11 protein-coding genes are annotated in these 11,754 nt (G+C 66.6%); 4 read left to right on the top strand and 7 right to left on the bottom strand.

Annotated elements, in window-relative coordinates:
• Window positions 1–18: 18 nt before the first annotated feature.
• The 5 genes from AC1DX2_RS19900 to AC1DX2_RS19880 all read right to left on the bottom strand — a co-directional run bounded on the left by AC1DX2_RS19900 (window position 19) and on the right by AC1DX2_RS19880 (window position 7,557).
• Entirely contained in the window at window positions 19–1,488 is a 1,470-nt protein-coding gene (locus tag AC1DX2_RS19900) for a right-handed parallel beta-helix repeat-containing protein (protein WP_477198136.1), read from the bottom strand.
• A gap of 93 nt (window positions 1,489–1,581) precedes the next feature.
• A complete protein-coding gene (locus AC1DX2_RS19895; RefSeq protein WP_477198135.1) occupies window positions 1,582–2,766 on the bottom strand; it encodes a glycosyltransferase family 9 protein in 1,185 nt (394 codons plus the stop codon).
• A gap of 190 nt (window positions 2,767–2,956) precedes the next feature.
• Complete coding sequence (locus AC1DX2_RS19890; RefSeq protein ID WP_477198134.1) at window positions 2,957–4,468, bottom strand: M14 family metallopeptidase; 1,512 nt, start codon at window positions 4,466–4,468, stop codon at window positions 2,957–2,959.
• Window positions 4,469–4,496: 28 nt separating this feature from the next.
• Complete coding sequence (locus AC1DX2_RS19885; protein WP_477198133.1) at window positions 4,497–5,738, bottom strand: SPOR domain-containing protein; 1,242 nt, start codon at window positions 5,736–5,738, stop codon at window positions 4,497–4,499.
• Window positions 5,739–5,898: 160 nt separating this feature from the next.
• Window positions 5,899–7,557, bottom strand: a complete 1,659-nt coding sequence (locus AC1DX2_RS19880; protein ID WP_477198132.1) for an alkaline phosphatase family protein — start codon at window positions 7,555–7,557, stop codon at window positions 5,899–5,901.
• Between the two features lie 226 nt (window positions 7,558–7,783).
• On the opposite strand from AC1DX2_RS19880, the gene AC1DX2_RS19875 reads away from it, so the two are divergent.
• From AC1DX2_RS19875 to AC1DX2_RS19865, 3 genes are all read left to right on the top strand, one after another.
• Window positions 7,784–8,575 carry a substrate-binding periplasmic protein gene (locus tag AC1DX2_RS19875; protein WP_477198131.1) on the top strand — a complete coding sequence of 264 codons (792 nt, stop codon included), beginning with the start codon at window positions 7,784–7,786 and terminating at the stop codon, window positions 8,573–8,575.
• A 97-nt stretch (window positions 8,576–8,672) separates the two neighbouring features.
• Window positions 8,673–8,978, top strand: a complete 306-nt coding sequence (locus tag AC1DX2_RS19870; protein WP_477198130.1) for a flagellar basal body protein — start codon at window positions 8,673–8,675, stop codon at window positions 8,976–8,978.
• Window positions 8,979–9,002: 24 nt separating this feature from the next.
• On the top strand, window positions 9,003–9,218 hold the full coding sequence (locus AC1DX2_RS19865) for a hypothetical protein (protein ID WP_477198129.1): 216 nt from the start codon (window positions 9,003–9,005) through the stop codon (window positions 9,216–9,218).
• 39 nt (window positions 9,219–9,257) lie between these two features.
• Here the strand turns inward: AC1DX2_RS19865 and AC1DX2_RS19860 are convergent, their stop codons facing one another.
• Window positions 9,258–9,782: a cupin domain-containing protein gene (locus tag AC1DX2_RS19860; protein ID WP_477198128.1), complete on the bottom strand. Its 525-nt coding sequence runs from the start codon at window positions 9,780–9,782 to the stop codon at window positions 9,258–9,260.
• 31 nt (window positions 9,783–9,813) lie between these two features.
• The gene (locus AC1DX2_RS19855; RefSeq protein WP_477198127.1) at window positions 9,814–10,938 is read right to left on the bottom strand and encodes a DUF2855 family protein; all 1,125 of its coding nucleotides are present in this window, start codon (window positions 10,936–10,938) and stop codon (window positions 9,814–9,816) included.
• Window positions 10,939–10,971: 33 nt separating this feature from the next.
• On the opposite strand from AC1DX2_RS19855, the gene AC1DX2_RS19850 reads away from it, so the two are divergent.
• The gene (locus AC1DX2_RS19850; protein ID WP_477198126.1) at window positions 10,972–11,712 is read left to right on the top strand and encodes a TetR/AcrR family transcriptional regulator; all 741 of its coding nucleotides are present in this window, start codon (window positions 10,972–10,974) and stop codon (window positions 11,710–11,712) included.
• Window positions 11,713–11,754: the final 42 nt, after the last annotated feature.

Below are 11,754 nucleotides of genomic sequence, written 5' to 3'. Positions count from 1 at the left end.
AAGGCGCCGCCGTTGCGCTCAGGCACAACCGCTGGCCGCCAGCAGTGGCTGCTGCGGGCCAAGGTCCGTCAACTGGCCATTGACCAGGGCATAGACATGGCTGTCCAGCGTGGACGCTGCCAGGTAGGTGTTGGCCTGGGCGTAGTAGCGGAAGCGGAACGGTGCTGCGATCTGTGATGGGGTGGTGGGCGTCAGCAGCGCGGTGAGTGTGCTCTCGGCCCAGTTGAACAGGCAGTCGATGCGGTTGTCGGCCACAGCCTGGTTGCTGGCGGCCTCGTAGGCGCCTATGTCCAACTTGCCGCTGACGCTTCGGCTGCGGTGCCGCCCTGTGTGCACGTACTCCTCGGTGGCAGCCAGTGCCATGCCGCTGGCGGCACTGCCGGCGTCGGCACCGGCGTCGATGGCCGGCGAGCCAGGGGCGGGGCGCAGGTCGTAGTTGGCGCGGTCCACAAACATCGGGGATTGCGTGCCGGAGACCTTCAGGTTGTTCCTGTCCAGCGTGCCTGCTTGTGTGGACACCGTGCCCAAGCCGACGAAAATGTTGTTCTGCGCCAGCACCGGCGTGGTCACGTCGCCACCTATGAACAGGAATGTGCCACGCGACGGGTCGTCATTGATGAAGGTGTTGTTCACCACGTACAAATCCTTGCCGGGGTTGGTCGCACCCTCGACGCCGAAAGTCACCATGCCGGGGTTGCCATTGTTGGCCGGTTGCTGGATCACGTTGCCGATGATGTAGGACGTGCCGGCGTTGGGCAGGTCGATCTCATAGCTGGGCTGGCCGGCGCCGGCGCTGCCGGCGGGTGAGCTGGAGAAACGGTTGTACAGGATGGTGTTGGTGGCGGCGCGCGACTTCAGGTTGTGACCCACCACGGCGTCGTGCGTGTAGTTGTAGCGGAACACCAGGCTGGCCACCTTGCCCACGTACAGGTTGTGCGAGAAGCCGTCGCCATAGCCGTTGTGCGCGAATTCGCAGCCTTCAATGACGATATTGGACACGCCGTCGTTGCTGGTCAGTATGCCGTTCTCGTTGTCGTGCAGGTAGCTGTTGCGCAGTGTCAGGTGCTGGCCGTCCACGCGCAGCGCGGCGCCATTGCGGTCGGGCACCTTGGCGTTGTACATCTCCACGTTCTCTATCGTGGTGTTGTTGCCGGCCACCACCCAGATGCCCTTGCCGGCAGCGTACTGGCCGGCGGCGTCGATCTTCGGGCGGCCGTTGACACCGCGTATGGTCAGATTGCTGGCGCTGATGGTGCAGACGTCACCGCTGTAGGTCTTGCTGCCATCAATTTCCACTGTGTCGCCATGGGCCGCCACCTTCAATGCCCCGCAAGGCGCCGCATAGGGCTTTCCTGGCCCCACGCTCAACGTGGCCGCCGCGGTGGGCAGGCCGCTTGCCAGGGCCAGCAGCACGGTGCCGGCCTGCAGCAGGCGCGCACACCGGTGCCGGGCTTGGCCTGGATGAGGCCGGGAATGTCGTGACTTCATGAGGTGATCCGTGCGGACGGTGGCAGCCAGTGTAGTGGCCGTACCCCGCGGCGGTGTAACCAATTGTCGGGCGACGCGGGGCGCCCTGGAGCATCAACCGTGCAGTGCGGCGATGGTGGTGCGCGAGGCGTGCAGCGACAAGACATGGTCGGCCACCAGATCCGGCGTGATGGCGTTGACGTCCGCCGTGTCGGAACTCAACGTGGCCAGCGCTCTGGCCTGCGGGCGCAGCCGCCACTCCGGCCGTATGGTGCTGCAAAACAGCGCCACCATGGGGACCTGGTCATCGGCGGCGGCCACGTGCATCAGGCCACCGTCGGTGCAGGCCAGCACCGAGGCATGCTGCAGCAGCGCGCGTGTCTGGGCCAGTGTGGTGGCCCCCACCTGGTTGTTGATGCTGGCGCTGCCTGCGAATTGGTCCGCCAACTGCTGGGCGCTGGCCACGCCGTTGTTGCTGCCCACCAGCAGGAAATCGCGCACGCCCTGTGCGACCAGGCGTGCGACCACGGCCTGCCACTGCTGGTAGGTGCGCCTGGGGTCTACGCCGCCGACGCAGATGGCCACCGGGGCCGCTGCCGTGGCCTGGATGACTGGCGCCTCCAGGGGCAGGAGTTTTTGCCGAGCATGGAAATCAAAGGCGTTGCGGCTCAATTGCAGGCCCAGCACATCAGCCAGACGCTGGGCGGCGAAACCGCCACGGTCGAAGTCGGGGCCGCAGAAACTTTCGTGCAGCGACAACCAGGGCAGATGGGTGAAGTGGCGGCGCTTGGGCAACAGCGCGCGGCGTTTGTTGCTCAGGGTGATGACGAAGTCATAGTCACCACTGTCCGCCAACGCCCTGGGGTCGCTGGCCACCTGTTCAAACCAGGGGTCGCCCTGGAACAGGCTGGCAATGCCAGGGCTGGTCAGCAGGTCCATGCGCAGGCCGGCCTGCTGCAACAGGCTGCGCGGCGCCAGGTCCATCAACGCGTCGCCGATTTGTTCGGCGCCGAAGTAGAGGAACAGGCCGCGTTTCCAGTGCGGTGCAACGGCCTGGCTTTGCAGTGTGGTCTGGCCCGACAGGCGGTAGATCAGTTCGCGCCGCAACGCCCGCCAGCTCAAGCGCACCGTGCCCTTGCGCGCGACATACTCTGGCACAGGGGTGGTGCCCACGGCTTGCTTCAGGTGAGGCACGATGGCCCGGTTTGCCATGCGCAGCAGAAAACCGTCCAACACCGAGCGGGGTTGCGTCCCCAGCGGGATGGAGGTGGGTATCTGGTGGGCTGAGCGGATATCCATAGGGGTCAGATCGAATTCAGCTTCAAGCATCGCCTACACCCGGGTGGGCGATGTTTCAGGTCAGTCTAGACCTCGTAAAAATTCTGTAAAGCATGTGTGACCGAGGCATGATGCCATCGGCGACTACCCACAGGTATGTATGCCAGATTTCAGATGTAACCGGCTGTAAGTGGGCCAACAGCCCCCGTTGTCAGACCGGTGACCAGACCCGCCAGGCCGGGAATTCCTCGCCCGGGGCGGGTTGCGGCACCCATCCGCAGGCGACCAGGCCGTCATCGCTGCCGGCCTCGCACAGGTAGACGGCGATGGCGCCGTGCTGTTGTTCCGTGGGCACCAGGCACCAGCCCGAGGGTACGGTCCGCGTTTCAGCCTGGTAGCTGGCCTGCAGGTAGGACGAGGCATTGGCCTCCAGGATTTCGCGCCCGGCGGTGGAGATCAAGGCGCCCACACGGGCCACCTCGACTTGCAACAGAGTGCCAGGGGCGGCCTGCAGCAGCTTCAGGCCATGGCCTTGCAGGCGCTCGGCCACCTCGGGCGGCACGGCGTAGGCCGGTGGACGGCGCACCAGCTCTTCGGCCACGAAATGGGCAAAGTGCGGCACGCGGGCAACGATGGGCTGGCCTTGCAGCGTGTAGGGCGCGCGGGTCAGGATGTCCACCTGGGTGTCAGGGAATGCCTGCAACGCATAGCGCACCGCCACCTGATCCGGTGGCAATTGGCAGGCCGCCAACAATTGCTGGATGTCGGCGCCGTGGGCGGCCACGTAGCGCAGCGCCTCGCGCACAAACACATAGGTGGCCAGGACACGGGCTTCAAACGGCTGGTAGGCGTAGGTCTCCAGCAGCAGGTCCAGCCGGTTGGTCAGGCCACGGTAGTTGCCGCCAAAACGCGGGTGGTGGGTGTAGGTCATCCAGCCGCTGCCCTCGCCGCCCTCGTCGCGCAGGAAGTTGCCGTACCAGAAGGTGTCCAGCCCCTCGCTGGCCTTCACTGCAGCCTGCACCGCCGGCATCATCTGCTGGCGCATGTAGTCGATCGGCTCGCGCCGTCCGCTTTGCACCGTGTGCGGAATGTCGTAGCTGAGCGCGAAGCGGTGGATGGAGCCGTTGGTGGCGTGGCAGTCGATCACCAGATGGGCGTTCCAGGGCTGGCACACGCGGGTTTGCAACAGGCGCATCTCGGCGGCCTGCTGGCGCATGTAGTCGCGGTTCAGGTTGATGCCGGCGGCGTTGTTGCGCGTGCCCACGCCGCCCTCGGGGCCGATCTGGCCTTCGAACTTGGCCAGGTTCAGCTGGCGGTTGGCGGTGCTAATGCGGTCGTTGCCGTCGGCGTTGAACAGCGGCACCAGCACCAGCGTCAGCTGGCTCAACAGGTCGCCATGGTGGCCGGCCAGAAGGTCGCGCGCCAGCATCAGGCCGGCTTCCTTGCCCTCCACCTCGCCGGCATGGATGCCGCAGATCACCAGCACCACCGGCAGGCCGCTGGCTGCGGCGGCCTCGGGCGTGAAGTGCTGCTGCTCGGACAGCACCAGCAGCGGCAGCGCGCGCCCCTCGGGCGTGGCACCAAAGCTGCCCACATGCAGGCGCGGGTCGCCCAGTGCGCGCAGCGCGTCGATGAAATGTAGCACGTCCGCATGCAGCGAGGTGCGGCTGTAGCCGCTGCTTTCGGCCACGGTCAGGGGCTGGGAGGCGGTAGGGAGGGCCATGGTGCTTGCAAAGGGGTCAGGGGACAGATCAGGGCGCGTTGCTGGCTCGTGCTTCCACCAGCGCCGGCAGCCCCAGGCCTTTGACCTTCTGTGCCGCCTGCTCGGCGTCGGCGCGGTTGGTGTAGGGCCCGACGCGCACACGCGTGCGCACGCCACGGACCATGTCCAGCTCGTCCGCCAGCACCGGCAATTGTGCTTCGCGCAGGCTGTCGATGGCCCGCTTGGCATTGCCGGCTTGCGCATAGATGCCGGCATCAACGAAGAACTGCTGTGCGCGGGCTTTTTCGGCCGGCCGCGGGCGTGGCGTTGCCGTTGCGGGTACCGGCGCAGGGGATGCTTTGCCGGAATTGACTGCGGCAGGGGTTGGCGCAACGGCCGGCAAGCTGGCCCGCGCGGCGGGCGCCACTGCCGGCATGGCCAGCGGTGCTGCTGTGCTGGCCAGCGCCTTGGAGGCGGCCGGGGCCGGATTTGGGGCGGAATGTGGGGCCGTCGAAGCCGCTGGTTCAGGCGCCAACGCAATGCTGCCACCATCGCTGCGGCCCGTGGTGCCAGTGGCGGTGGCACTGGCCGGCGCCGAAGGAGCAGCCAAAGGGGCCGAGGCGACGGCGGCGGCTGTTGCCGCCAAGGTGGCTGAAGCAGGTCGCAAGGCCATGCTGGCTGGCGCGGCCGGGGCTGATGCCTTGGCGGCGACGGTGGGCGTGGCAAAGGCCGGCAGCTTGCCGTCGTGCGGCAGTTGCCAGGACAGGGTGAACAGCGCCACCAGCGGCGCCAGCACCACGGCATTGCCCAGCGCCAGCAGGCCCAGGCGCTTGGGCGAGGGGGCCAGGCTGGCCAGCCGCTGCGCGGCCTGCTGGTTGTCGTTGGTGGCGAGTATCGCTTCGGCCAGCTGGCGCTTGCTGCGCTGGTGGTACCAGGCATTGGCATACATGCCAGGCACCAGGAAAGCCGCCGCCAGGCACACGCCTAATAGCGCATGCAGCGTATCGTCGGTGAAGCCCAGCACCAGCTTGCCCACACCGAACACCGCCAGCGCCGCGCCCAGCGCCGCGCCGGCATAGGCCAGCGCCCAGCCCCACAGGCCGCGAAACAGCAGCCAGTTCAGCGTCAGCATGCCACCGGCCCAGTTCCAGGTTGGAAAGCTGCGGCCGATGTCGTCAAAACGGGTGAAGCGCGCCAGGTAGTAGGGCTGGCTCAAGGGGCCCACCAACGCCTGGTACAGCGCGGTGATGCTGTTGGCGGGCGGCGGGTTGTTCTGTGGGAGGGAGGGCATGCGCCTTCAGTGCGGGTCGGTTTGCGCCCCGGCGGGGATGCGCCGGAAAATGGTAGCCCAAGCCCCTGCTGGTGACAAGCCGCGCCAGCTGCTCTGCGGCGTTGGCGCGCAATCCGTCGCGGCCACCCCACGGTTTGCCATCAAGGCCGGCCCACCGGTATCAAGGCAGGGGCAAAGGTTTGCCCTCAGCCAGCGTGGGCCGGGGCACGCGCAGCAGCGCGGCCAGCGTGGGTGCGAAATCGGCTTCCTCGACCCGGGCATCCACCCGGCCGGGCTTGATCCAGCGCGGGCCGTATAACATCATGGGGATGTTGGTGTCGTACTCGTAGGGTGAACCATGGGTGGTGCCCGTCTTGCTGTTGCTCAGCATCCAGTAGGGTTTGACGGCAAACTGCACGTCGCCCGACCACAGCTTGTTGAACGAGTTCTGCATAGCGCCGAAGAACGGCGCGTCGGCGCGGCTGCCGCTGTCCAGCTCGTTCCAGGTGTAGGCCACGGCGATGCCGGGCACGGTCAGCACCAGGCGGCGCGCCTCCTCGCGCATGGCCACCACGTCCACCTGTTTTTGCGCCATCAGCGCGCGGTCCAGCAGCACCGCCGAGGATGACACGCGGGTGGCCCACTTCCCGGCGCCAAAACGCTGCTCCAGCCCCTGGTTCACGGTGGCCAGCAGCGCGGCGCTGGCGATGCGGCCGGCGTCACGCCCCAAGGTCTTGCTGTATTCGGGCGCCGGCATGAAGCCGTGGTCGGCGGTGAGGGTGACGATGTAGTTGTCCTTGCCCACCTTGGCATCCAGGTCGCGGAAGAAGGCCTGGAACAAGCGGTCCAGCTGCAGCAGGTGGTCGTGTGACAGGCGCGACTCGGCGCCGAAGGCGTGGTTCACGTAGTCGTGGCCCGACAGGCTGATGGTCAGGATGTCGGTGCGCTCGCCCTGGCCCAGGCCTTCGCCATCGATGGCCGCGCGGGCAAATTCCAGTGCCAGCGTGTCGGCGAAAGGGCTGCGCAACAGGCCGTCTTCGTAGAACTTGCGGTTGGGCTTGTCTTCCTTCTCGCCCATCACCATGGGTAGTTTGCCGCCGGCGTTGTACCAGGGCTGGTTGTCCGGCACCGAACGCGCATAGGCGGCGTCGGCCAGCAGCGGCTCCCAAGCCTTCTTGAAGTAGCGGTCGGCGCGCTTCTCGGCGTTGAAGGCGTTGACCCAGGCCGGGTGCTCCTTCATGTAGAAGCTGCTGGAGGCGAAGCCGCCGTTGTCACGCATGTACATGTAGGCGGTGCCGGTCTTGCCGGCCGGCAGGATGGCGCCGCGGTCCTTGCCCGAGATGCCTATCACCTTCGAGGCCGGACTCTGCGCGCGCAACATGTCGCCCACGGTGGGCGCCAGCAGGTTCTTCGGGCTGGTGCCGTCCAGCGGCTCGGTGGTGTTGCCGCCCAGATAGGTGGCCGAGGTGTCGCCGGTGTTGTACATGGGCTTGCCGGTGGCGGGGTCGTACCACTCGTTGCCGATGATGCCGCTGCGGTGCGGGTAGGCGCCGGTCAGCATGGTGGCATGGCCGGCGGCGGTGACGGTGTAGGCGTGGCCGTAGTGCGCGTTGGAGAACCAGGCGCCACGGTCCAGAAAGCGCGCCAGGCCATCCGGGGCCAATTGGTCGCGGTAGTCCACCACCTGGCGCTGCGGCAGGCCATCCACCACCATGAAGACCAGCAGTTTGGGGCCCGCCGCCGACACGGCTGCGGTGGGCGGCGGGCTGCTGCAACTGCTCACCAGCGCGGCGGTGGCCAGTGCGCACAGGGAGAAAAGGAGCTTGCTGAAAGATCTCATGGCGGTAAGTGTGAATGGCGCCGGCAGGCGGACGGGCTGAAGCTCGATTGTGTTCAGGAATGGGCGGTATTGTCACGTCCGGGCATACCCCAGCCGGCTCGGCGTGTGTAAAGCTGCCACAATGTAGCGCTGGTAAGGTCAGGGCGCAACGAGGCGCTTTTGCCCGACATAAAACATGCAACACTGGCGATTTGGCACGATGTGGTTCTGGGTTGGGGCCGTGGTCATGGCGTGTTTGGGCCTGGCCAGCAGCCCGGCCCGTGCCGGTTGTTCGCGCGTCATCCAGGTGCCCATCGCTCCCGTAGGGCAGAGCGTGGTGGTCAGTGCCGACAACGCGGTGCTGGGCGTCTACCCCGAGGTGTTGCGTGGCCTGGCCAGCAAGGACGGGTGCACCTTTGAGTTTTCGGCGGTGCCGCGCGCCCGGTTGGACGTGATGTACGAGGCTGGCAGGGCCGACCTGCTGATCCCCGCCTCGCGCTCGCCGCGGCGCGACCAGCACGGCCTGTTCGTGCCGCTGGTGTACAGCCGCAGCATGCTGATTTCACTGGCCTCGGACCGGCCGCCGGTGCGCAGCGCCCAGGAATTGCTGGAGCGCAAGGACATCCGCCTGGCGCTGGTGCGCGGCTTTGACTTTGGCCCGGCCTACATGCGGCTGGTGAAAGCGCTGACGCAGCAGGGCCGCGTGGTGTTGGATACGGATGTGCCCTCGGTGGCGCGGCTGTTGCAGGCCGGCTCGGCGGACATGACCATCATGGCGCCCTCCATTCTGTTGGGCGCGTTGCAGGGCGAGCCCAAGACAGCGGGCCTGGTCGACCGGCTGCGTTACGAGCCCATCGATGAGCTGCCCTGGGGCGACAGTGGCGCCTACATATCGGTCAAGTCCAGCCTCAGCGCAGCGGACCGCGACGCGCTGCGCGAGCTGCTGGAGCGCGCGGCCAGTTCCGGCACCGTGTGGAAGGCCTTTCAGCGCCACTATCCGGCCAACGCACTGGCCGGCAGCATCAAGGCGCGGCAATAGTTCACGGTTTGGCGATGATCCGGGCCGGCTGGCGGCGCCGTCCAATTGAAAGCAGCGCGGCTTTGTGCTTCAATGAAGGACAGAGCAGCAATCCACCATGGCCATCAATTCCTTGTCTTCCGTCGCCTTGTCAGGCATGCAGGCCGCGCGCACCCAACTGGACGCGTCAGCCAACAACATTGCCAACGTCAACACCGAGGGCTACCACCGTCAAGAGGTGGCGCAGACCGAGCAGCCGCAAGGCGGCGTGACCGCGCAGGTGAAGCGTGCCGCGCAAGCTGGCTCCGACCTGGAAAGCGATGTGGTGGCACAGCTGCAGGGCAAAAATGCCTTCCTGGCCAACCTGGCCGTGTTCAAGACCGACAACAAGATGAAGGGCCAGCTGCTGGACGTGGCGGCCTAGGCTTTTTCAGTCAGGCGCATTGCCATGTCCTCCGCCCCACAGCGCAGCTACCCCGTTCGCGTGGAGGTGGACGGCAAGGACTACAGCGCCAGCTACAGCATCCAGAGCCGCATCGTCACCGTCGTCTATGGCGGCATGGAATGCTCGCGCCAACTGGGCGGCGTGTCCGCCGAGGTGCTGGCGATGAATCTGCTGCGCGACATGGTGAAGGCGGGTGCCGGCTCGGCGCCAACGGCCTGACCGTATCCCTTTCCAGAACCCCGCCGCACGGGGCAGCGTTCAGACGCCCCCGTTGGGGTGCGTGGGGTCCACCCACAGCACGGTTTCCGGTTTTTCCACTGGTGCAATATCGAGGTTGATGGCCACGGCCTGGCCGTCGCTGCGGCACAGCACGCATTCCAGCGCTTCGGTGGGGCTGGCGTTGATCTCCTGGTGCGGCACATAAGGCGGCACGTAGATGAAGTCGCCTGGTCCGGCCTCGGCGCAGAACTCCAGCTGTTCGCCCCAGCGCATGCGGGCGCGCCCACGCACCACGTAGATCACGCTTTCCAGATGGCCATGGTGGTGCGCGCCGGTCTTGGCATTGGCATGGATGGTCACCGTGCCGGCCCACAGTTTTTGCGCCCCCACGCGGGCGAAGTTGATGGCCGCCTTGCGGTCCATGCCCGGCGTCTGCGCGGTGTTGCCGTCCAGCTGGTTGCCGGGGACCACGCGCACGCCGTCGTGCTTCCAGTCGGTGGCGTGCGGGTGGTCGTGATCGTGGTCGTGCGGATGATCGTGGGGATGGGAGTGGCCGGTGCTCATGCGCACAAGCCTACACCAAGCACCGCCTCAGTCAAGCACCACTGTCCATCTCCACCACATGACCGGCCAGCGGGTCGGCGCGGCCGTGGAACAGGTCGGCAATCAAGCCCTGTGCACTGGCCATGCCGGCGTGCCGCTGCACGCGCAGCCACGGCTGCTCCGCGTCGCTGACGCGGTCCATGAAGGCCAGCTGCGCTGCATTGAAGCGCTGGTTCACCACCGCATGGCCCCAGTCGGCATTGCGCTTCTTGATCTGCACCGGCGCAAAGTAAAACTGTGGCGCCGGCCCGGGCAGGCTGGCATCGGCGCGCAAGAAATCGGTGTTCTGCGCCGAGCCGGCGTAGCAGTCGTACACCAACCGGTTGCCGAAGTGCCTATGCACGTCCACCCGCAGTTCCTCGCTGCCGGAGAAATCCACGTACAGCGTGGGCACCGAGGCGTCGGCTGCGCCCAGTTCGCCATAGGCCAGCACCTGCTCGTAGCAGCCCAAGCCCTCCACGAAATCCACATGGCGCTGCGAGGTCAGTGCCACCGTCTTCACGCCCCGGCCGGCGTATTCCTCCAGCGCAAAGGCGGTGCCAAACGCAGTCTTGCTGGAGGCGCTGGAGACCACCAGCTGTTGCGCACCGAAGAAGTTGTTGTCCTGCAAAAAGTCCGCCAGCATGAACGAGGTGATGAACAGCGGGCGCAGCAGCATCTGCAGGTCTTCCTGCGCGGCGCGGTAGGCCGGGTCCTGGCTGCAGCGGGTGTACTGGTTGTAGGCCGAGGTCAGCGCCTGGCGGTGCGGCGTGCCGTCGTAAAAGCCGCGCGGCGTCACCCGCTCTGCCTGCACACGCAGGTGGCTGGCGATGGGAAAGTAGCCATAGAAGCGCTCGCCGGCTGCCACCCCTTCCACGGTGGAGGCCAGCACATCGGCAAAGCCCCACACCGGCATGTGGCCGTAGTCGGCGTCTCCGGTGGGGAAGAAGCCCCAATAGTTCATCGCGTCGCCAAAGGCCGCGTAGGTGATGTTGTTGGTGGTCAGTGCCACCTTGTTGATCTTCAGCAGCGCCTCGCCATCGGCCAGCGGCGCCAGCGGCTGGGCGTCAATGCGGCTGTGGTCCAATGCATTTTTGCGGGTCAGCAGCCGCGTCAGCGTGGAGGTGGAAGTGGTCATGGCAGGCTTTCGTGCAACGGCATTGCAATGGTGATGCAAGCACTGTACCGGCGCGATGGGCCCAGTGGGTTCGGAAAACCGCAGGCCGCCGACAAGGCCACCACGCCGTCGGCCAGGAAAACGGCCAAGCGCGCTGTGCCAGCCGCCAGCACACCCATCGCCAAGCCGCTGAAGCGCCCCTCACAAGCCCGTGCCCGCTTCACCGTGCAGGCCATCTTCGACGCCTTTGTTCGGATTTGGCAGCGCGAAGAAGCCGGCAAAAAGGGCTGGGCCGGCGTCTCCACCCGCGCCGTGGCGCTGGAGGCCGGCGTGTCGGTGGGCACGCTGTATGACTATTTCCCCAGCAAGGAGGCCCTGCTATCCGGCTATGTGCGTCATTGCATGGAAGCACTGCTGCAAGCCATAGACCAGCAGGCCGTGCAACCGAAAGACCTGCCCTGGCGGCAGCGCCTGCACCATTTGGTGCGTCTGAACTGCGGCGTGGACACCCCCGAGTTGCCCTGGTTCGCCCCCGGCATGCTGTCACTGGAAGACCGCATCGCCGAGCCCAAGCATCACCGGCGCGTGCACGACGAATTGCTGGCGGTGTGGCAACGCGTGTTCGAGGCCTGCAAAGATTTGCCGCGACGTCCCTCACCGGATACCGTGCTGTCGCTGCATCTGGCCGTGTGGGGTGCTCGGCGCTATGGACTGCTGCTTGGGCTGGATGCTGCTCAGAGCCGGGCGTGGGCTTCGCAGATGGAGCGGGTTTGTTTGTTGGCTGTGGATAGCTGAGGCTGCAGATTTGCGGCTGCCGACGCCGCTGGTGCGCGTGGC

This window comes from Hylemonella sp. P2_B10, assembly GCF_056404875.1.
The sequence above is the reverse complement of the archived record's forward strand: the minus strand, read 5'-3'. Positions and strand labels throughout refer to the sequence as shown.

What these genes read in the sequence shown, in the direction of transcription:
- AC1DX2_RS19900 (WP_477198136.1), bottom strand. Translation starts at nt 1,488, where the DNA reads ATGAAGTCACGACATTCCCGGCCTCATCCAGGCCAAGCCCGGCACCGG.
- AC1DX2_RS19895 (WP_477198135.1), bottom strand. Translation starts at nt 2,766, where the DNA reads ATGGATATCCGCTCAGCCCACCAGATACCCACCTCCATCCCGCTGGGG.
- AC1DX2_RS19890 (WP_477198134.1), bottom strand. Translation starts at nt 4,468, where the DNA reads ATGGCCCTCCCTACCGCCTCCCAGCCCCTGACCGTGGCCGAAAGCAGC.
- AC1DX2_RS19885 (WP_477198133.1), bottom strand. Translation starts at nt 5,738, where the DNA reads ATGCCCTCCCTCCCACAGAACAACCCGCCGCCCGCCAACAGCATCACC.
- AC1DX2_RS19880 (WP_477198132.1), bottom strand. Translation starts at nt 7,557, where the DNA reads ATGAGATCTTTCAGCAAGCTCCTTTTCTCCCTGTGCGCACTGGCCACC.
- AC1DX2_RS19875 (WP_477198131.1), top strand. Translation starts at nt 7,784, where the DNA reads ATGGCGTGTTTGGGCCTGGCCAGCAGCCCGGCCCGTGCCGGTTGTTCG.
- AC1DX2_RS19870 (WP_477198130.1), top strand. Translation starts at nt 8,673, where the DNA reads ATGGCCATCAATTCCTTGTCTTCCGTCGCCTTGTCAGGCATGCAGGCC.
- AC1DX2_RS19865 (WP_477198129.1), top strand. Translation starts at nt 9,003, where the DNA reads ATGTCCTCCGCCCCACAGCGCAGCTACCCCGTTCGCGTGGAGGTGGAC.
- AC1DX2_RS19860 (WP_477198128.1), bottom strand. Translation starts at nt 9,782, where the DNA reads ATGAGCACCGGCCACTCCCATCCCCACGATCATCCGCACGACCACGAT.
- AC1DX2_RS19855 (WP_477198127.1), bottom strand. Translation starts at nt 10,938, where the DNA reads ATGACCACTTCCACCTCCACGCTGACGCGGCTGCTGACCCGCAAAAAT.
- AC1DX2_RS19850 (WP_477198126.1), top strand. Translation starts at nt 10,972, where the DNA reads ATGCAAGCACTGTACCGGCGCGATGGGCCCAGTGGGTTCGGAAAACCG.